The sequence below is a fragment of the Arcticibacterium sp. SM2516 genome (genome assembly GCF_057914865.1).
The window spans coordinates 2,195,092-2,217,308 of sequence record NZ_CP195290.1 but is presented as its reverse complement, the minus strand read 5'-3'; the positions used below and the strand labels follow the sequence as shown (position 1 = coordinate 2,217,308).

The window sequence follows — 22,217 nt, the reverse complement described above, 5'->3', positions numbered from 1 at the left end:
TAATTTATTCCTTACAAATTAATATAAGTTCTATCCCGAATACATTAAGAAATCCAGCAGTATTCGAAAGTAAAATACTTATGTCAGTTGTAATTTCATTTGCAATTAATCCTGGCTGCACTACATAAGCGTTATATGTGATATCCATCATTTTCATTCTACGATACAAATCATCCAATACTTGATCATTACCTTTGACAATTCGTGATTCACCCGTCTTTCTTTTCTTATCGCTGTACCTTTTTTTGAGTTGTTTAAAAACTGAATCACTTCGTGAAATCTTACGAACCATTTTTTGAGCTTGACCTACAACTTCGTAAAAGTTTTTTATCTGAGTGGTGGATATTCCTTTGTAAGCAAATTTTAAATGATAAAAATCAATTTGCATTTTGGTGCCGTTTTGTTTGATGCAAACTAAGTCTGCTATTTCATTACTGTCATCATCATTAAATATAAAATCATAATCTTTATCCACCTTATCCACAATGTACTTCTGAATAGAATCTGGTCTAAAGTTTTTACCAAACTTTTGTGACTCTTTTCCTAAATCCACACCTGTAAAATCATACGTGATTATTTTATTCCTTGGGAATTTGTGTTCTGAAATCTGAGAATATGCTTGAAAGTGATAACGGTGCTCTAGGTACTCATAGTTGTCAAACCAAACTCTCAAACCTAAACTCTCGCTTTGGTCATTTAAAATATTTAATAAAGGAGTTTCATTTATGCTAATGTCAGAGCCATTTAATTTAGAAATGGAATATTTCTCTTTAGAAATGATGTAATTATACTCACCAACTTTACTACCGTCGAAGTTGATGCTAAAAGTTAAACCATTTTTATTTGAAAAACCTTCAATATTAAAGTAGACAAGGTAAATTGGGATTTTATCTCCTAGAATAGTCAGTTCTTTATGGAGTTCATCATGGGCGTAAAAATCTCCAGACCAATCTATAAATGTTGGATTTATGTTATCGGGGAATTTTTCCAATTCAATTGGAACTAGAAAGCCTTTTAAATAATCTGCTTCCGTTATTGCACTGTCTAAAACCTTTTTTCCTTGACTATCGCACCATTCTTTAAATTCATTTAGTGTACCAGAACTCATTGACCAAAACCTCCCTTTTCGAGAGCACCCAATTGTTACTTTATTTCCGTGCTCAAATCCATGGCAAGAAAAGTTTCCTTTTGTGGAAACACTTTTCTTAAAGTCATCCATTGACCTATTAAGATACCTTCCCATTTTTTGTTCATAGGATGTCCCCATTTGAGTTGCTGGATATGAACCGGCGTTCGTTAGAATTGCTCTTTGTATTCCAGACAAAACTCGGAAGACGTCTTCGCCCTCAATTTGCGAATAATCTTTTCCTATTAGTTTATCTATAGCCAACTTTTTTATCTTCTTATCTCCCCCACCAGCAGCATATAGAATTCCTTCCTTCTTTGCGTAATAAAAGACATAGAGATTATACTTTTTTCTATAAATGTTGTCTCCATCAATCCATTTTACCAATTCAAGCTGTTCCTTTATACAAACATGAACCATTTCTTCCATTGATGTATTTGAGTAATATGTTTTGCCTGGTAGTTCATTATCTACCTCTTTTGGTTTCCAAATTATTGAACCATTAACTTTATACGCAATTACACTTAAGGTTGGTTTCAGTGATTGTAATGGAAGTTCCGAATTACTATCAATGAAAGTATTTATGAATTTTTGTAATCCTACTTTTTTCTCTATTTCCATATCAGCAACATAGGAAATGACATCATTCCAGTCTTTACTATGCCATATTTCGTCCATGGAGTCATTAACCTTGTCGCTATCTATATTTGCAATGACATATGCTTCTCCAAGGTCGTCTCTATTACGAGCGAACCTCCCAATAAATTGCAAAAAAACAGGCAAGGATTTATGGTTGTCATGGAGTGCAGCAATTTTAAGTTCTGGTAAATCAAAGCCCTCAGCCAACATTGATACAGCTATAACAATCTTGTGTTTTTTATTCTTAATTGAATCTTTAACCTTCTCTAGATTCAATAATTCGCTGTGAATGATTATTGGGTTGAATTCTTTTTCACCCTTATAATATTGTAAGATTTCCTCCGCCCTTAGTATTGATTCAGTCCTCGCTAACAAGATATGATCATACTTTTTATGATCGGCTTTCAAACGTGCAATTGCTTTCTCGGCTATTATTTTATCTGCCGACTCCGTGTCAAAGTCACAAATAGATTCAAAATTTATTTTTGCAAAAAAACCTAATTCCTGTGCTCTTTTTAATGGAAAATGATAACGAATTTCTCCGGACAATTCTTTATTGTCATTCCTATATGGGGTAGCGGTGAACTGAAGTGTTTTAGCCTCTTTGAACATTTCGGAAACGATTCTCCAATGCTCGGCCGCTTCGTGATGAGCTTCATCAAAAATCAGAAGCTCTGTCTTAGGAACTAAATAATCTTTCTCTTCTTGCGATAATTTACTGATTAGAGTTACAGTTGAAACAATAACGTTGGATGTATCCCAAATACTTTTTATTTCCTGAATGTCTTTGGGTTTGTTTTTCAAAATGCAGATAACCGGATTTGTTGAGCTATTTTCAAGCACTTCAAGCCACCTTAATATTCCGAGGTTTCTAAATTTGTCTCCTATTTGATCTCTTAGGGCATCGGAAGGAACAATAACTAAAGTTTTACCTACTCCTAGCGATGTAACTGTAACTAGCATTGTTTCTGTTTTCCCAGTACCAGTTGGTAAAACTACTGTTTGAGTTTTCACCTTTGGATCGGGCCAGTAAGTAAGTATTGAATGCAACGCACATTGTTGAGGCTCTCTTAAACCTAAAGAATCATCAGTTGATGATTTTAATATATTTGTTTGTGATGACCAAGCCTTATAGCCTGAGTGTGAAATTAGTTTGAAGTCACCTAGGGTATGTTGAGGTTTTCTTATCCACTGATAGTCTTTTGCCAATTTCTCGGAGTTGTCTAACGTTTCCAAAGATTTCACCTTAAGAACAAACGGAATCAAAGGGTCAATGTCATCTGCATTTGTTACTATTTGTATTTCTGCTCCTTCAACGGTTATTCTTACCCCAGTTGATTCTTCAATATATTCTTTTGGATTTAGCTTATACTTATTACCAAAATATTGGTAGTAGATTTTATTATCTCTATCGTTTGTACGCATTATAAACCTTACAGGAGGAATATAGAGATATTTAATCATGACTTCAGGCTTGTTTAAAATTGTGTGTCAACATACTATACCAAAAATACTAATTTACTTTTCCTTAGCTATAGATTCTTGGATTCATTTATTATATAGTATCTGTCAGCCTTTTATAGTTGGAAGTAATAGTCGCTTTTTGTAAAATATAAGGGTCAATTTATGATTATAATTTCTATATCGAATTTGCCTTTTTACAATTAGAGCGGTCCGAGCGAAGACGAGGTCTAGTTATGGTACATGGAGTTAGGATATGTAAGTCTGTTCTTCTCCCCGTCTGCTGGTCGGGCAGGAAACTGACACAGGTCGTTATATTTATTTAAACAGAAATATTAAAGCCAGCATCATAAAGCAATTACTGCATCACTAAATTTTCATTTACTATCTCCTATCACAGGCAAACTGGCGTTAGGCCTAAGGTTTTCAGGGCTAAGCACATTCGTTTTGAAATCTAAAATTCGCATTTCATGTAATAAGCCAACAGGCACTAAATTAGACTCCACTGGCATGATGGCTGGTAAAAGGATGCCTTCATGGATTTCATAATCCTTAAAGTTTATAGCCCCTGTTAAGAATCTAAACTGCTCTCTTACGGTATATTCTAAGCGAACCAATCTGTGCGTGCTTTTATCTATCCAAAGCAAATACTGGTCAATATCACTCTGTGGTTCCGTGCTGTTCCATGAAGCCATCACACCTTCGCATAATGTTCCTTCAATTTTCTTTTCACCTGCGTAATTAAAAGCTGTGGCCTTTTGTATTCTCAAAGGAAACTCCATGAAATATTGATAAGTGGGTAGCCAAAAAGTGATATTGGCATCATCCTTAAAATTTATTATGCCATCTCCTTTCTTTATATACGTTTCCCAAGATTGAATGCCCCAAGATTCTCCTTTCAGTGGGTTTGAGGTGAAATCTATTCTACCATCAAATGTATCTGGAATATAATTTAAGGTCATATTCACTTTATCAGCACCATAAGCATGACTTTTAGAACCAAGAAATCCAAAAAACTCATCTTCAAAGTTCACTGAATATGTCTTGACATTTTGCCAATTTTCAATACCATGAGCTTTACCCATATCAGAAATGAGTTGCTTGGCTTTGGTCTCATTGATTGCATTTTTTGCGGTATCAGTTCTGAGGTCTGCTACGGCAAATATTTTATACAAAATCATCAATAGCAGTATTGGAATAAGAATGTAGAGGAGAATTCTAAATGGTTTTGATTTTAGTAATTGCATAGTGAGTTCGTGATTATAAAGAGATAAGCCTTTTCTTGAATGGTATCTTACACTAAAAGTCCATCTACAATGTTAATACTTTAAGTCTGATTATTCTTCAACAATTTCCACCCTTTCATCAAAACATTTATCTATTTAAACGATTTGTGTTTTTTGAAATTAGTTTTTATATGCTTTGAGTCGCTCTTGAATAAATTCATCTTTTGACTTTATTTGGACTAAAAAATGATAAGCTTTTTTTGATATAAAGGGGTTTTCATTGTCTAGAATACTCGCTACAGCCCTACAAGTTTCAAGGTCATAGATGCTATGTTGGGCGTATAATGCTAGAATATCCTCTAATTGCTGTCCATTTAATTGCTTCAGCAGCTCTTTTGAGGAGCCTAGAAGTTTAGGGCTGAGCACAAGAGCCTGCATCAATGTTTTAAGTAACTCTTTTTGAATACTGTGATTGGCATTCTTATAAAGTGAAAACAAACGCTCTTGAAATTCAAAACTATTGAGATGGACAGCCTCGATGGCTTGGATGGCAGTATAAGATAAATAAAAATCGTCGGAAGAAATGATTTCCAATAATGCGTTTTCTAAATCTGGCGTAAGAGGCACAGAGCTATTTATTTTATGCAGTGCCCAAACCCTATCAAAGCTTTCTGGGCTTTGTAAGATTAGATGAATCAAATGGGTGGTTAACTGCTTTTCTGTATTTTTAGAAAGGAAATCCATCGTTGGACCATTGACAATATTCCATAATTTATAAGTAGTATAGGCTGCACCTTTTACCACCATTTCCGCCAAACTTTTTGAAGTAGCACCTGAAACGGCATCTAAATCTTGATGCTTAAGGCTTGGTTTTTCTATGAGTTCTTCAAACGAAACTGCATCCAAGGGAATTGACGAATCTGCCAATAAAGCATGTAGTCTTTGGTATTCGCTTTCCACAAACGGTTCATGGTCTAGCTTACTTAAAAATTCCCCTTCAGGCAATTCAAAACCTAAATAGCGACCTGTTATATTCCAATAAATAACGATATCGAGCTTTCTACATTCTTTATCAAAGCATACATCGTCCCTTATGATTTTGCGGTAGTATAGCGGAATGCCCTCCTTAGATTTTTGAATATAAACAAGTTCATTTGTGATGCTGTCCTTTATCGTTTCTTGGAACGAACCTTCGGTGACAAAACTCTCGTTTATGGTAGAAGCTTTCATATACTTCAAAGGTGGGTCCGCTTGTAAAAAGGAGCTTAGAAGGACACCTATAAATATGTATTTTAAAATGGGCGAAAAAGCTATCTTCATTATTAATAATCGCTAAGATTTTGATGGAACAATGGCCCCATGCTTTTCTAACAATTTTTTGATTTCATTAAAATCAACTTCCTGAGGAGAGATTCCTTGTCTACTTGCCAGCACTGCTGCTACAGCAGCTGCTTGCCCCATTCCCATGCACGATGCTTGAACTCGTAAAGCCGAATTCGCCAACCTATCACTACTGACACAGCGGCCTGCCACCAAAAAGTTTTGACTTCCTTTGGGTATCAACGACCGCAGTGGAATACTGGCCACCACACCTGGTTTAAGAAATTCCTGATAGATAGATTTACCATCTCGATGTAAATCTACAGGATAAAAAGAATGTGAAACGGCGTCATCAAACACTTTTCCTGAAGTATAGTCTGTTTGATTTATTTTGTATAAACCATCTATTCTATAGGTTTCACGTACGGCCGTTTCCGTTTTTAAATCTACTATTTTCAAATGCTCACAACCTGGTAGGGTTTTAAGGGTTCTTACCACATTTAGTAAGGTTTTTCTCCCCATATTATTCGCATGCGTATGACTTTCTGAAGTGGTAGAGTCAGCTCCTTTGACATATACATAGCTATAGGGTACGTATGTATGTTCGCGGCTTTCTCTTTCCGAATTTTCTAGCATATTCTGCCGTAAAACTTGTTGGTATTCTTTTGGTATTTTATTTAGGTCAAGCGAATTGTAATCGTATCCTCCCAGTCGAAAAATCAAGGAACCTGGCTGGGTGTCCTCTTCTTTAAGTACATCATAACCAGCCATCGAAGCTATCAGGGCATTTCCGGTACAATCAATAATTTGGTTGCAAGTTATGGTTGTTTTGGTTCCCTTTCCAATAGTCTCCACAATCCATTTTCCGTTCTGAAATTCAATTTGCGTTGGCGACTCGTAATAGCGAATTTTTACGCCAGCGTCCAAGCACTTCTCTTCAGCAAGTAAAGTATATAGAGAAGCGTTTATGGTCACCTGATGTTTCCAGTGCCGGTCTGGGATTTTTGAAAAATTTGGCAATTTGTCTCCATTCAACGTTACACAGTCCATCACCAATTCCCATCCAATGCCTCCGATAATTTGTTTTCCCCATGCATGAAAAATGCCAGGAAATGCCACTCCACCTGTAGTGGTAGTGCCACCCAATTGACTGCCACTTTCTATCAGAGTGGTTTTTGCCCCAGTCCTGCCAGCCTGTATTGCGGCTATGGTACCGGCAGTGCCACCACCTACTATTAAAATCTCTGTTGACAAACTTTGTTCTTTTATGGTATGTGTCGGAACTAAGGATTCTTTTTTTGCGAAAACTGGTGTAACTACTCCAAGCGAGGCTACTCCCATGGACTTTAATATTGCTCTTCTTTTCATGATGGAATAGGGTTGATTTGGGCTTAGAGGAAATGTTAAAAGTAGCCTATTCAAACTGATTAATCAAATGGTATAGCACAGTAGAGCACTTTATCAAACCTTCGGATTTATCTGGCATTTGGAGGTCAGCTAACCTTTGGTTAGCTTATTAAAGTTTTGATCAATTAAAAACGATTTCTTCAGCCATTTCATGCATTTTGAAAGTTTCACAGAGCGTTTTTACTGATTAGGGTTTAGAAGAATACTTTAATAATAAAAAAATCTTTGCCGCCATAAGGTCAAAAGGTAGTCAGGGTAGCGGCTGTAAATGGAAAGTTTAGATTCCAATGTTGCGATAGAATTTATACTTTAAAGAATAACTATTTTCGGAAATCTTTTGTCAGTTCATTTCAAAATCTAGTTATTGATGAGGTAATTCCAAAAGAAAGGAATTTGTTTCAAAACGATTAGATTGTAGCCCTTGGAATTATTAATAAACAAAGCCCAAAAATCAAGAAAAATGACAAACAAAAACATATATCTATCCATTCTGTTCGCCTTATTTTTAGGGGTTCATTCTAGTTACGCTCAACAGGTGAAAATAATATTTGACACCGATATGGAATCAGATGTGGATGATGTGGGTGCACTGGCATTATTGCATGGACTCGCTGCTAATGGCGAAGCTGAAATACTGGCAACCATGGTTTGTAGTTTAAATCCTTGGGCCGTGCCTACGGTAGACGCCATTAATACCTATTTCAAGCAACCCAACATTCCTATTGGTGCTGTTAAAACATATGGGGTTTATAGAAACTCTAAGTACGCAAAAATCATATCGGAGGAGTTTCCACAAGACATTGGCTTAGGAGAAAATGCACCTGACGCCGTAACACTTTATCGACAAATTTTGAGTAGTCAATCAGACACCAGTGTGGTGATTGTAACGGTAGGGTATTTGTCGAATTTATCAAATCTTCTTAACAGTCCACCTGACAATATTAGTCCACTAAATGGTGTAGAACTGGTGAGACAAAAGGTAAAACATCTGGTGTGTATGGGTGGTAGATATCCTTATTCTCAGGACATTGGCAGATGGGGGAATTTTAAACCCGATCCTGATGCCATTGTAAAAGTGAGCAAGAACTGGCCAACACTTATTACGTTTACTGGAGGTGGTGACTTTGCCGACCTTATTAAAACGGGAAGTCCCTCTTTTAATCACAAGTCCAAAACTGATCTAGTGGCTAGGTCTTATAACATTTTTCTGGAAGGTTGGAACAGAGACTGGCACCATAGTGCTGATTTAATAGCCGTATATGTTGCTGTGAGAGGCTATAATGAATTCTTTAAGCTGCATACTCAAGGTTATAATCACATTTTTGATGACGGCACACTGATGTGGCGTTTACAGCCCAACGACCCTAGACATCAGCTTGTTAATGAATTTAAAGAAGGTGTATCCCCTTCTGCGGTAGCGGATGAATTTAATCATCTCATGAATCTCGCAAATAAAGAAATGAAATAAGAGTTTGAGGGTGATTTTGTAAAACGCAGACGCATAATTGCAGGTCTATTCTTCAACCGATACTGGCTTTTCATCAAAACGCTTATCTAAAAGATTCAATCTTTTAAGATTGTTCCCACATACAAAGTAAACGTCTTTAGTGAAGGATATTTCTGTTCCTTCGGGGTTAATGGAAGCAACTTCAGTAAATACTTGGTCTGACCCCTCCCATGCAATTTGTAATTTGTTCATGGATTTATCAAAACTCCAATTACCCTTTATGTAAGTCTGGTTGTTTTCTGCTAATACTGTGGCAGTTCCATCTTTTCTAAATAAAATTTCAACACTACAAACATGGCTATTTTTACTTTGCCAAAAGTAACCCTCCGCAGTTAACTGGTTTTCAAGATTATCCAATTGTTCTAGAGTGATACTAGAAGAAGCTTCCTTGTTGCTTGTCTTACTGTTATTGCAGCCCAGTGCTACAATGATTGTCAATAAGAGGGTAAAGAGTTTAACGTTTTTCATTTTTTTAGTTTGTTACTTTCCATATTCCGTTTTCAGGATTTGTTTTCCTGTGTAAGGCCCTCAGGCCGGTAGTTAGGTGAATGACCTATTTAATTTTACTTCGACGTTTTGGTAAGCTTTCTTTCTTTAGCCCAATATGAGTCTAAAGGCATATTGACGAATATACGAGGTTAAACCCGAATTATATATTGAAGAATGGTAATGAAAGCTTAAATGGCAATAAATCAAGTAGTTAAATTCGGGTAAATGTGAATAAAGCTAGATGCTGAAAGCGGCATAAAAGCAAAGGACAATACTCGGTATTACTGAGCATTGTCCTTTTTAGTATAAAACTTAAATATCTCTTTATTTAAGCTTCTGTTAGTTTTTCGTCATGTTGGCTAATATCTAGGCCAATTAATTCATCATGTGCATCTACACGAAGAGGGACAATTAAATCTGTTATTTTTAAAAGTATGAAAGACATGATAGCTACAAATGCAGAAACGCCTACCAATGCGATCAAGTGTTTAATAAACAAGCTGCTTTCTCCAAAGAACAAACCTTGCTCTGTAACCGCACCATTTATGGCTGTTGAAGCAAATACTCCGGTGAAAACCATACCTACCATTCCGCCAACACCATGGCAAGGAAACACATCTAAAGTGTCGTCAAGTGGTGTTTTAGTCTTATAATGAGCTAAAAAGTTTGAAATTATAGATGAAACAACACCAATAACCAATGCATGTGGAATGGTCACAAAACCCGCAGCAGGCGTAATGGCCACAAGACCTACCACAACACCAATACAGAAACCAATGGCAGATACTTTTTTCCCTCTGGCGGCATCATATAACACCCAAGCAATACCAGCAGCACCAGCAGCAGTATTCGTGGTCGCAAAAGCCGATGCAGCAAGGGCATTGGCTCCTAAAGCAGAACCCGCATTAAACCCAAACCATCCAAACCATAGAAGACCAGTACCTAAAAGTACATATGGTACGTTTGCTGGTGGCAGAAAGCTACCTTCAGAATGAGATCTTCTTCTTTTTAAATAAAGGGCACCTGCCAATGCAGCCCAACCAGCCGACATGTGTACCACCGTTCCGCCTGCAAAGTCTAACACCCCATATTGAAATAACAAGCCGTTTGGAGACCAGGTCATGTGTGCTAGGGGAGCATAAATCAATAAACTGAATAGAATCATGAAAACAACGTACGATCTGAAATTAATACGCTCAGCCATAGAACCCGTAACTAGGGCTGGAGCGATTACCGCAAATTTTAATTGGAAAAAGGCAAATACAACTGCGGGAATAGTGCCTACCAAAGGCCCGTCTAAAACGCCTTTAAACATAAAGTGAGTCATAGGATTGCCAATAATCCCACCCATGGACTCACCGAATGCAAGACTATATCCCACAACGACCCACAGAATAGAAATGACACCCATGGCGATAAAGCTCTGGAGCATGGTAGAAATAACATTTTTAGAATTCACCATTCCGCCATAAAAATATGCGAGCCCCGGCGTCATTAGTAGCACCATTGCCGAGGCAACAATCATCCAGGCCGTATCACCTGAATCTACGCCATCGGTGATGATTTTTGTAGGAACACTTGGGTTAAAAATAGCGAAAACAGTAATTATTAGTAAAATAATTAAAGGTGTTACTGCACCTTTCCAACTTGAATTTGACATAACTGTACAATTTTTTTTATGGTTATTAAACGGGTTGTACTTTTTTAGAACAAGAAAGAAAATTAAATCTTACTCCCGATCAAAAGTTTTCGGACAAAAAGGTATTTATAATTCTTTAGAATCACAGAATTATTATTGTTTTTCAGCTGTAGAAGAAAATGTACCTCCTGCATTTTTGTTTGTCATAGGGGAAATAAGAGTAGCTGCCTCTAAAAGTCAGTAGTTTACTTCTTCTTTTCTTGATAATCTAGGCTCTATGCTTTCATAAATTACATAATATAAATTTTTCTGTTAACATAACTTCTAATTAGTTTCTAAAGCCGTTGCGAGAAGGAGTGATATTTTTATCGCTAAAATTCAGGAATAAGGTTTTGTTCAATTGAGCAATGAGAGGGAGAGGCCGTTCTGTTAAAGAAGATTGAATGATATACCATTATTAAAGAGGTATTTCTTCACATCCTTATGGATCTTAACTTTGAATTGAATCGTATTTTATTTGGCAGGATAATGATGGCAATGAAGCTTTATGCAACAAAAAAACTAATCAGCGATTCTTGATAAGGCAAGTTAAGCAATTAATTATAATCATATTATAACCTGCTGAAGATCATAAATATTTGTTAAATTTCTTATCAACTTCGAACCGAACAAAAGGATAAACTATGAAAAAGATAATACTTGCAACAGACTTTTCGAAAGGTGCTTCTAAAGCGGAAGAAATGGCTATCTCCCTAGCTAAAAAACATATGTCTGAAATTATTATTCTCCATTGTTCCTCTCCAACTTATGTTGACCCTACCATACCTGGTGGGATGGTAGTGGTACTCGACGTAGAATTAGAAAAGCAGTTTGAGGAGAGACTTGCCGCTAAAGCTCGAAGCTTCCAAGAAAAAGGCGTTCGTACAACTTATAAGTTTAGCACAAGAAGTGTTATCCAAGGCATTAAAAGTTTAGTAGAAGAACATGAAGCGGATTTTGTAATTATGGGAAAAACAGGTTCCACAGGATTTATAGATAAATTGATTGGCAGTACTGCAGAATATGTTATTAATAATATCACAATTCCCCTGCTGGTTGTTCCTGAAAAGGCAAAATCCATCACTATTGACAGGCTTCAGTACGCCACAGAGTTGGAATATGATGAAAAGGAAATATTAGGGGAGGTATTCGCGATAGCTCGAAAACTAAAAGCAGAAGTGGATCTGGTTAATATTTCGTCTGATAAGCAACTGGATCTCATGGACAATGGTGAACTCATTAAAGACATGAAAACCGCCTTTCCTAATGAGAACTTTAAGATAAAATCGGTAAGGTCAAATAGCGTAGAAAAAGCAATTCTGGAGCTTTCAGAAGTGCATGAAAATACTGCTTTAGTGGTTGCTTCACACCACAGAGGTTTCTTAGATGGTATTCTCAAACCAAGTGTGAGTAAAAGTCTTATTTCAAGAACGACCGTACCTACTTTTGTGTACCATTTTGAGTAAAACGTCCTTTGAACTGAATTCACGCCGTGCAAGGTCTATTTGATCTTGCACTTGTGTTATACGGCCTTTGGACCTTGGATAAATTTCATGTCTAAGGGCATGGAAAACCTCTAAAAGTATCTTGTTTTCGATTCATTCACAGCCTCCGGCCAAGTTTGTAATAAAAACACTCGACCATTCGGTAGAAAATCCAGGTAATAGTTCAATGAAATCGCCAGCTTGGTAAGTGATGTTTTTGCCAGCAGGTATGGTATTTATTTGATAAGATCTTAAACCCAAATTGGCAGATATATCCAAGGTGATGGCTCCCGTTACGAACAAATAATCATAACAATCGGAGCCAGAAAACTCATAGGCTCCTATATCTGGCATAGTATCTCGAGGGTTTTTCAAAATGTCATATTGCGTTGCAGAGGAAGGCTCCGCTACATCTACGGCTCCGCCAGATAAAGATATCATAAGGCCGTCGTCTGCAGTAAGGTATATGCTATCTAAACCTGCTGGAGAATTTTCGTTCGAAAAGTAGGGGTCGGCATCGCCGTTTACACTTGGGCATTGATAGCATCCTATAAAACCATCTTTAACAATCGAGAAACTGACGGCTACGCTGGCATAATCTGCAATTTGAGTAGCTTGTAAATCTTCGTCCCAAACAATGGAATTATAAAGGTCTATACTGCTTCCGTCATTTGATCTAATCGCCCGGCCATTACTACCAGTGTTATTATAAAACGTACAGTTATTGACAAAGGCTTCGTAGTCATAATCCAAATCAATGGCCCCACCATTTTCGGCATTGTTTTGATAAAGTATACAGTTTTCGATGGTTATTTCTCCATGGTCATAGACACTTATGGCACCGCCATCACCGGTGGCCTCATTGAACTCAAAAACACTATTTGTAACCGAGTTGTAGCTGAGTTCCGTATAAATGGCTCCTCCATAATAAGATGTGTTAGCTTTAAATATGCACGAATCTACATCAAAGTTGGAGTCTTGAGAAGCATATATGGCTCCTCCCAAACTTCGAGATTCATTGGCTCTAAAAGTACAACCCGTAATTGATGGACTGCTATCATATATGTTTGCAATTGCTCCACCCTGAATGGCTTTAAAATTCTCTCTGAACAAACAATCTTTAATCACCGCATTGGATTCTGTACTATTGCATATTGCCCCACCATAATCTCCAAATACAGAATTTTGGTAGAAATCACAGTTTTGAATCAAGGCATCAGATCTGTAATTAAATATAGCTCCACCTTCGCTGTTGGACTTATTAAGTTCAAAATAGCAATCCATAACCTGTGCTTTGGAGTTTCTGTTATTATAAATAGCTCCTCCTTTTCTACTGTAGTTGTTGATGAAATCACAGTTTGAAATAATGGGATTACAATCATAATCGCTATAAATTGTTCCTCCACCATTGGAAAAACTCAATGAATAATTATCTAAAAAAGTACAATTGCTTATGATAGGTGAGGACGCTATGTAATTGGAAATTGCTGAACCTTTACCAGGTGATGAATTACTGATAAATTGACAATTATCTATGACAGGGCTGGCTTCTTCATTAAAAATACCACTGGCCAAATTGGCATAATTGTTTCTTAGTGTACAGGATTTTATGACCGGTATATTTCCGTAATTATTCATGACAGCCCCTTTGAAAGCCTTGTTATTTTCAAAAATGCAGTTTCTCACTATAATGTTACAATCTATGCCATTATCAATACATCCACCGAAAGAGGCATAATTATACCGAAAAGTGCAGTTGAGTATTTTGACCGATGAGGCATTCATATTTAACATTGCCCCTCCATAACCTTCAGGAAATAGGCTGGTATGATTTGCATTTCCACTTTCAATAATAAAACCGTCAATGATGGCTGTAGAATCTTGACCAGTAGAATCTATGATCACATGATAGGAGTTATCCAAGGAGTCTGAAGGGTTTCCAATATTGCCGCTTAAAATAGAAAGGTTGACGGCGTAATCTCTTTGAGAAGCACTATTTTCTGTACCATTAAAGCCTCCTAAGACTGATACGCCACTTTTTAACATAAAGGAGATATAACGATCTGTTCCTGTAGTAGGTTTATAAACACCTGCCGACACCCAAACCTCATCAACCCCAGCGTCATCTATCATTGCTTGTAAATTGGCACTGGCATTTCCCCAAGATAAACCATCGCCGTTTCCACTTTGGCTGCTTGCTACATACCTGATATTTTGTGCTAAGACGAAATTGGAAAAAAGTACAACGGCGATGGATAGAGAAAATTTCATCAGACTTTGTATTTGGTTGCAAAGCAAATTTACCCTTGAACAAAATCGCATGAAATACCCATTTACCTGTATATTCATACCCATTTACATGTAGATTGAGTTTTTACACCGGTAGTATAAACTGACTTATACCCACATGATACATTAGGAAACCTATGAAATAAGAAGTGAATTTTAGTGCCAATTGGAGCGATATAAAATGGTGAGAGTTTAAATACCTCGCTCACATTATCTCTTAATAAGTATCTGATTTGTTGCGTTTAAAAGCTCATTACGATTTTAACACTACTTAATTATGGCTTAAGCGGAAAGGTTGGTCATTTGGTGAAACGTATGCTATCAGAAAATCAGTTAATGGGCAGACGCTGCTGGCTTTTAAAGATTATTTCGCAAATAAACCTGGTAAGAATAAGGATAGTTGCGGTATTAATGTAACTAATATCAGAACCAAGAAACTCACAAAAAGAAATGGTAGTGCGGCTTTACTGACCGTCCCGATAGAGGTTTTGCCGATACTTGAGGCTACAAATAGACATACACCAACAGGTGGCGTTGTAAGTCCAATGATCAAATTCAGAACAGCAATAACAGCAAAATGAATAGGGTCTACGCCAACCGTCATAGCTACTTTTAATAAGATGGGAAATAGAATAAGTAAAGCGGCTATGGTCTCCATAAATGTGCCGACAAAAATTAATAATAGATTTATCAAAAGCAGCACCATGTATTTATTGGTACTAAAGTCTAGTATTTGATTTGATACGTATTGGGGCATCCGTTCAGTGATGAGAATCCATCCAAATAAATTGGCAAAACCCACAAGAACCATTAAGGAAGCGGAGGTTTTCATGGAATCTAATATGATGACTTGTACCTTTTTAAAGCTTAGGTTCTTATAAACATATCGCCCGATTATGTATGCGTAAAGAACTGCGATAATAGAGGCTTCTGTGGGTGTAAAAACACCGCCAATAATCCCAAAGAGAATGATGATGGTCATCAGCAGTGCCCAAAAAGTATCAATTAAGCTTGTACCTATTTGTTTTAAGGTACTTTTAGCATGCTTAGGATAGTTTCTTTTTACGGAAATAAAATAGGCCACCAGCATAAGACCTATGCCAAGAAGAAATCCTGGAATAGCTCCTGCCAAAAAAAGTTTTCCTACGGATAAGCCACTCAATGTGGCTGCAATAATCATGGGCACACTAGGAGGAATTATGGGGCCAACCGTAGATGAAGAGGCGGTAACGGCACAAGAAAAACCGTCGTCATATCCTTCTTTCTTCATGGCCGGAATGAGTACAGACCCAATACTGGCAGTATCTGAGACCGCTGTGCCAGAAATGCCGGCGAACAACATGGATGCACCTATATTGGCTAAAGAAAGTCCTCCTCTGATATGACCTAGAAGACTATTACAAAAAGCAATGATTTTGGTGGTTAATCCACCATGATTCATAAGGTTACCGGCTAAAATAAATCCTGGAATGCTTAAAAGCACAAAGACATCTATGCCAGAGAACATTTTCATAGGAATGATAATTAAAGGGATGCCCTTACCAAGAATATATACCAAACATGAAAGCCCCAAGGCAAGAGCAATAGGGAATCTTAATATCAAAGTCAAAAGAAAAACAACAAATACCAGCCAGATCATTTATATCTTTTTAAAAGTTCAAGAAACGAGTAATAGGCCATAGCCGCCGACATGATGACCATAGAAAAAAAAGTGAGGCTCATGGATATGCCCAGGGTTGCGGAGATCTCAGGAAGTCCTAGTTTTACAAATAGGACGGAATGGTATAACATCAACCCAAATAAGCCAAAAGTAACAAGATAGATAAACGATAAAAGCCTTTCTTGTAAGCTAGGTTTTAATCGCTCAAAAAGTATATCCAGGTAAACAAAATAATTGTCTTTTAAGGCCAATCCTGATGCAAAAGAGATGGTATAAAGAAAGAACAAACGAGATGCTTCTTCCGTCCAAGCGGGAGTATTCGACATGAAAAACCGAGCATAAATCTGTAGTATCACGCTGCCAATAAGACCATAGGTGCTAATTAATGTTCCGTATTTAAGGAATCTTCCGATGGCGATTTTTATCATATTATTCCTTTCTTGATTCAATTATTTGCTGATACACTACCTGCATTTCAGGCGATAGACTTTCATAAATGGCCTTTTCACATTTTTTTGCAAACGCGGCTTTGTCTACTTCTATAAATTCCATACCTTTTTTCTTTAATTCGTCTTTTACCTTGAGCTCACTTTCAATGAATAGCTTATGTTCAAAAGTTTGCATATCCTTAGCGGCTTCAAGAAATATTACTTTTAAATCTTCAGGCATTTTTTGAAACTGTTTTTCACCTATTAACGGATAGCCCCAACTCATGACGTGCTCTGTTTCATTGACATATTTCTGAACCTCCGGAAAGCCAGCACTCAAGATAAGTGAATAGGGATTTTCAAGAGCCTCAATGGTACCCTGTTGTAAAGATGTAAACACTTCAGATAAGGCCATTGGAGTAGGTTTAGCTCCCATCGCACTCCAGGCAGTAACAAAAGAAGGAACACTAGGTACTCTAAGAATTAGACCATTTAGATCGTCTGGGTGCCTGATAGGCCTGTTAGAGGTCAGTTGACGTGGGCCGCGTATAAAATATGTTATGGGTCTAAGGCCTGTCCCCTCAATTATTTCTCTCTCAATTCGCTTTCCAATGGGTCCATTAATGAATTTTTCCTGCTCCTCGTAACTTTGTAAGAGAAAAGGCAATTCACAGAAGGCGGCTATTTCAACCCAATTACTCAGTAAAGACCCAGAAATAGTCATTTCAATGACCTCTGCCTGAATCAATCTGATAGATTCCATTTCTTTGGCTAATTGTTCAGCGTCATATACTTCTAATTTTATTCTACCGTTTGAACGCTCCTCCAGTATTTCGCCGAAATAAATGAATGCTTTATTCCAAGTATGATCTTCATTGAAAACAAGACTCGCACGCAATAAAATCTCGGGTTCATTTTTAGACTTACATTGGATACTACAAAAAATTAAGAAAATGAAACTTGAAAAGAGTAGGAGATTTCTCCATTTAGGAAGATTATATAAAGAAGTAGTTCTCTTAATTTTCATGTAATAATATATTCCACGAATGTAATCATGAATATGATACTATTGAATGAAACAATTGAATTTTAACTAGACAAGAACTGGATTGAGGCTTATAATGTACTTAAAAAGGCTTTGCTAGGCTTTCAAAAGAACAATAGGCTTATTTGTTGGGACAGTTGAATAGTTCGTCAAAGAAAGCAAAGCTCAAAGCCCACACTACCCATGAATACTTTCCGACTTACCATAATTGGCAATAATCTCCGACTCAAAAGCCAACCATTCTCTCCAGCGAGTTTCTACGTCAATTCCTACCCCATATTTACGAGCATAAGTAATGAAGGTGGTATAATGTCCGGCCTCACTTTCCATGAGTTCTCTATAAAATTTGGACAACTCCTCATCTTCAATGTTTTCTGAAAGCACCTTGAAACGCTCACAGCTACGGGCTTCTATCATCGCAGAAAATAGCAATCTTTCTACTAAACCAGATACACGTGTGCCGTCATTATTCCTTTTCATATATTGAACCAATTCGCCTACGTAGTGGTCTTTGCGTTCTCTTGCCAGTTTCAATCCTCTTTTCTTGATGATTTCATGCACCATCTGAAAGTGCTCAATTTCCTCTTTGGCAAGAGCCAGCAAGTCGGTCACTAAATCCGGATGTTCAGAGTTGTTAGCTACAATGGTTATGGCGTTTGTAGCAGCCTTTTGCTCACACCAAGCATGGTCAGAGAGAATCTCCTCTATGTTTTTCTCAACAATATTCACCCATCTAGGGTCAGTAGGTAATGTTAAACGTAATACAGACATGCAATTTTTTTTAAATATGATTGGTGGTTTCAATCTAAATTGTCATTCAAAACCATCATTAAATACAAAGTAAAAGATTTGTTATAGAATGCTCCGCATGTTTTTAGGTTTATGTCTTTTCTGTTTCAGCATACGCCCCAGCCGATATATGTACCCGCTAAGTAAATAGATAGTTTACTGAAATTTAGAAATGCTGATTTTCATTTGTACGGAACAATGTTGTTTTCAGGAAGTATATGACAGATATGAAGACTAGTATTGCTCTGAAAATAAAATAGACGATTTAAATTTATTCGTCTACACATTACTTGTAAAATCTACTTTTTTTATAGTTTGGTCGCCGAAGAAATCTTTTTAAATTAATTTCAATCGAGTTTCGATACTTTTCTGACCAAAACGTCTTGAGATATGTGGGTATTGTATAATTAATTCATAAAATTATACTGTAAAAATTATTGTTCAACCCAAAATATGTGACGTCATATGATGAAAATCTACCCCCCACAAAACGGATTTTATCGCCGTATTAGTTTTTTTATGTTAAGCTTTGTACTCTCCATTTCTTCCATCATCGCTCAGGATGGTGCAAGAAAAGTGTCTGGTGTTGTTACTGACAATACTGGAGATGAAATTGTGGGAGCAACCGTACAAATCAAAGGAACTTTTAAAGGAACATCTACCGATGATCAAGGAAAGTTTTCTTTAGAAGTGCCTAATGCTCAGTCTGTTCTAGTATTTACTTTTGTGGGTTTTAGCCCACAAGAGGTTATTGTCGGAAATCAATCATCCCTAAAAGTTGAATTGGTATTGGATAGCAAAACCTTTGACGAGGTGGTTGTAGTTGGTTATGGTACTCAGAAAAAAGTTAACCTAACTGGTGCCGTAGGTGTGGCTAGTTCAGAGCGTATCGAAAAAAGAGCCATTGCCTCTACAGGTGAGGGTTTACAAGGTGTCATTCCAAATTTAAATGTTAATGTGCGTAATGGAGATCCATCTGCACCTATCACTTTTAACATTCGAGGGTATGAGTCTATCAACGGTGGTTCGCCGCTTATTTTGGTAGATAACGTACCAATGGATTTAAACAGAATAAATCCGAATGATATTAAAAGTGTGAGTGTATTGAAGGATGCCTCCGCTGCTGCAGTTTATGGTGCTAGAGCGGCTTTTGGTGTAGTTTTAATTGAAACTAAAAAAGGAAGTGAAGGAAAGGTAAGAGTAAGTCTTAACTCTCAGTTTTCTTTGGCAAAGCCCATTTTTAATATGGACGTGGTAACAGACCCTTACACTTTTGTAACGGCTAGAAATGATGCCAATATCAGAACAAATGGTACACCTAGTTATAATCCTGATTTCGTGGCAGCAGTAAAGAAATATTCAGACAATCCTACGTTTGAAAATTCTTGGGGCGTAGTTAATGGTGATCTTCAATTCTACGGTTTTAATGATTACCAAAATCAGATTATGACAGATTATGCTCCAACAAATCAGCATGATTTATCCATTTCTGGTGGTACTTCAAATACAAGTTATTATGTATCATTTGGCCATTTCTCTAAGGATGGATACTTAAAACCAGGAAATAATGAGACGTTTAACCGAAATAACGTACTCATGAAAGCTGATTTTAAAGTAAACGATTGGCTTACCTTAAATGAAAAAGTGGTATTTAATCAACAAAACTCTGATAAACCACATTTTTATAACTGGGATGTAAACATTAACTCCCTGGCTAGAGTAAATCCGATCACTGCGATTCAGTTTCCTGATCTACCTTTCTATGTGACACAAGGTGACAGAGAGAAATATGAGCCTTTAATTGGTAAATATTTCGGTGGTACTAACTTCTTTCCATATTTATTGGATGGTGGTAGAGAAACCTTTACCAATAACGATACATGGTTAACCCAAGGAGTAACTATTACGCCTTTGAAAGGCTTGAAAATAATAGGAAACTATTCTTATAATATTTTCGGAAGAGAATATAAGGATGTCCAAAGTAAAATTGAAATAGTGTCAAGTGATCTGCTTGATCCAAATCCAATTTCAAATGGATTTAGTGGAGACGATTGGATAAGGAATACCAACCAAAATAATAGGTATTCTGTTCTAAATATTTTTGGAGAATATGAGTTTCCAATGTTACCTACCAATCATAGTTTAAAAGTAATGATGGGTTTCAATCAGGAATCTGGAAACTATAGGGTAGTAAGTGCAAGGGCAAGAAAGTTGATCACACCTTTAATTACCAATATCAATGCCACTACGGGTGTGCAAGAAACAACCGGTGGAGAAGAGGAATTTGCTTTAAGAGGAGCTTTTTATCGTCTTAACTATATATTTAAAGACAAGTACCTGTTGGAATTTAATGGTAGATATGACGGTTCTTCAAGGTTTCCATCAGAAAGTAGATTTGGATTTTTCCCTTCAGTTTCGGCAGGTTGGAGAATTAGTGGAGAAGACTTTATGGAAGGAACTGCTGATTGGTTAGAGAATTTAAAGCTTCGAGCTTCTTATGGTACTTTGGGTAATCAAATTCTAAAGAACGGCGACAATCAAGTCTATTATCCTTATATCCCGTCTTTAGGTTCTGGTTTTTCTCCATATATGTTCCAGGGTTCCACCATACCTTATGTGGCGGCTGCGGGATTGGTGAGTCCTTCTCTTACTTGGGAAAGCGTGGTTTCTCAAAATATTGGACTGGATATGACGCTGCTTAAAGGCAGAATGGACGCTTCATTTGATATTTATACTAGAGATACTAAAAACATGCTAATGAATGTATCTTATCCAGATATCTTAGGAACAGCGGCCCCAAAAGAAAATGCAGCGGATCTAAGAACCAAAGGTTGGGAAATGTCGCTGACTTGGAGAGATAAAATCAAGAGTAACTGGAAATATGACGTTACCCTAGCACTTGCCGATTCCAAAGCAGAGATTACGAAGTTTGAAAATCCTACAGGTGCAATCAATGGTACTTACAGAGTAGGGCAACAACTCGGTGAGATTTGGGGATTCAAAACGGTAGGCATTTTCCAGACAGAAGAAGCCATTAAAAATGCTCCAGACCAATCTAGGATAGGTAATAACTGGCGACCAGGCGATGTACAGTATGCCGATTTAAATGGTGACGGTGTCATCAGTTTTGGCAGCAACACGGTTGAAGATCCAGGAGATAGGACTATCATTGGTAATTCTTCGCCAAGATATTCCTTCGGTATTAATGGTGGACTAAGCTATAAAAACTTTAAAGTGACAGCTTTCTTCCAAGGAATTGGTAGTATTGATCATTGGCCTACTTCCGGAAACTGGACTTGGTTCTTCCCTTATAATGCAGGTCATGTTGAAAATTACTACATCACAGAAACATGGACAGAAACCAATCGAGAAGCTTATTTTCCGGCGGCACATATATCTACTAATGACAAGAAAAACGTACAACAACAGTCTAGATACCTTCAAAACGCGGGCTATATAAGATTGAAAAATCTTATGTTTTCATATGACATGGCTCAAAATATAGTGAGTAAAGTAGGACTTCAAAATGCTCAGATTTTTGTCAGTGGTATGAATCTTTGGGAATTCACCAAATTGAGAAAACCTCTTGATCCAGAGACTATTCAATCGGGAGCCATTGAATATCCAATGCAGCGTATTTTCACTTTAGGTTTAAGCGTTTCTTTATAA

Annotated in this window: 14 protein-coding genes; 3 read left to right on the top strand and 11 right to left on the bottom strand. The window is 37.0% G+C overall.

Features of this window, described 5'->3' with window-relative positions:
* Positions 1–4: 4 nt before the first annotated feature.
* From ACSBFT_RS09205 to ACSBFT_RS09190, 4 genes are all read right to left on the bottom strand, one after another.
* The gene (locus ACSBFT_RS09205; RefSeq protein ID WP_489604375.1) at positions 5–3,229 is read right to left on the bottom strand and encodes a DEAD/DEAH box helicase; all 3,225 of its coding nucleotides are present in this window, start codon (positions 3,227–3,229) and stop codon (positions 5–7) included.
* A gap of 374 nt (positions 3,230–3,603) precedes the next feature.
* Positions 3,604–4,473 carry a hypothetical protein gene (locus ACSBFT_RS09200; protein ID WP_489604374.1) on the bottom strand — a complete coding sequence of 290 codons (870 nt, stop codon included), beginning with the start codon at positions 4,471–4,473 and terminating at the stop codon, positions 3,604–3,606.
* Positions 4,474–4,632: 159 nt separating this feature from the next.
* Positions 4,633–5,772 carry a hypothetical protein gene (locus tag ACSBFT_RS09195; protein WP_489604373.1) on the bottom strand — a complete coding sequence of 380 codons (1,140 nt, stop codon included), beginning with the start codon at positions 5,770–5,772 and terminating at the stop codon, positions 4,633–4,635.
* Positions 5,773–5,784: 12 nt separating this feature from the next.
* Positions 5,785–7,140: an FAD-dependent oxidoreductase gene (locus ACSBFT_RS09190; RefSeq protein ID WP_489604372.1), complete on the bottom strand. Its 1,356-nt coding sequence runs from the start codon at positions 7,138–7,140 to the stop codon at positions 5,785–5,787.
* A 499-nt stretch (positions 7,141–7,639) separates the two neighbouring features.
* Here ACSBFT_RS09190 and ACSBFT_RS09185 point away from each other — a divergent pair, with 499 nt between their 5' ends.
* Complete coding sequence (locus ACSBFT_RS09185; RefSeq protein ID WP_489604371.1) at positions 7,640–8,647, top strand: nucleoside hydrolase; 1,008 nt, start codon at positions 7,640–7,642, stop codon at positions 8,645–8,647.
* A gap of 45 nt (positions 8,648–8,692) precedes the next feature.
* Here ACSBFT_RS09185 and ACSBFT_RS09180 read toward each other — a convergent pair whose 3' ends face one another.
* Together ACSBFT_RS09180 and ACSBFT_RS09175 are read right to left on the bottom strand one after the other, a co-directional pair.
* Entirely contained in the window at positions 8,693–9,154 is a 462-nt protein-coding gene (locus ACSBFT_RS09180; protein ID WP_489604370.1) for a hypothetical protein, read from the bottom strand.
* Positions 9,155–9,503: 349 nt separating this feature from the next.
* On the bottom strand, positions 9,504–10,835 hold the full coding sequence (locus tag ACSBFT_RS09175) for an ammonium transporter (protein ID WP_489604369.1): 1,332 nt from the start codon (positions 10,833–10,835) through the stop codon (positions 9,504–9,506).
* A 662-nt stretch (positions 10,836–11,497) separates the two neighbouring features.
* Here ACSBFT_RS09175 and ACSBFT_RS09170 point away from each other — a divergent pair.
* Complete coding sequence (locus ACSBFT_RS09170; RefSeq protein WP_463047434.1) at positions 11,498–12,319, top strand: universal stress protein; 822 nt, start codon at positions 11,498–11,500, stop codon at positions 12,317–12,319.
* Between the two features lie 132 nt (positions 12,320–12,451).
* Here ACSBFT_RS09170 and ACSBFT_RS09165 read toward each other — a convergent pair whose 3' ends face one another.
* The 5 genes from ACSBFT_RS09165 to ACSBFT_RS09145 all read right to left on the bottom strand — a co-directional run bounded on the left by ACSBFT_RS09165 (position 12,452) and on the right by ACSBFT_RS09145 (position 18,530).
* A complete protein-coding gene (locus ACSBFT_RS09165) occupies positions 12,452–14,608 on the bottom strand; it encodes a right-handed parallel beta-helix repeat-containing protein (RefSeq protein WP_489604368.1) in 2,157 nt (718 codons plus the stop codon).
* Between the two features lie 382 nt (positions 14,609–14,990).
* Positions 14,991–16,265 carry a TRAP transporter large permease gene (locus ACSBFT_RS09160; protein ID WP_489604367.1) on the bottom strand — a complete coding sequence of 425 codons (1,275 nt, stop codon included), beginning with the start codon at positions 16,263–16,265 and terminating at the stop codon, positions 14,991–14,993.
* Complete coding sequence (locus ACSBFT_RS09155) at positions 16,262–16,714, bottom strand: TRAP transporter small permease (RefSeq protein ID WP_463047436.1); 453 nt, start codon at positions 16,712–16,714, stop codon at positions 16,262–16,264. The genes ACSBFT_RS09160 and ACSBFT_RS09155 overlap by 4 nt, the downstream gene beginning before the upstream one ends.
* Position 16,715: 1 nt before the next feature.
* A complete protein-coding gene (locus tag ACSBFT_RS09150) occupies positions 16,716–17,741 on the bottom strand; it encodes a TRAP transporter substrate-binding protein (protein ID WP_489604366.1) in 1,026 nt (341 codons plus the stop codon).
* A 195-nt stretch (positions 17,742–17,936) separates the two neighbouring features.
* A complete protein-coding gene (locus tag ACSBFT_RS09145; protein ID WP_463047438.1) occupies positions 17,937–18,530 on the bottom strand; it encodes a MiaE family protein in 594 nt (197 codons plus the stop codon).
* A gap of 483 nt (positions 18,531–19,013) precedes the next feature.
* Between ACSBFT_RS09145 and ACSBFT_RS09140 the strand changes: the two genes are divergently transcribed.
* Positions 19,014–22,217 carry a SusC/RagA family TonB-linked outer membrane protein gene (locus ACSBFT_RS09140; RefSeq protein ID WP_489604365.1) on the top strand — a complete coding sequence of 1,068 codons (3,204 nt, stop codon included), beginning with the start codon at positions 19,014–19,016 and terminating at the stop codon, positions 22,215–22,217.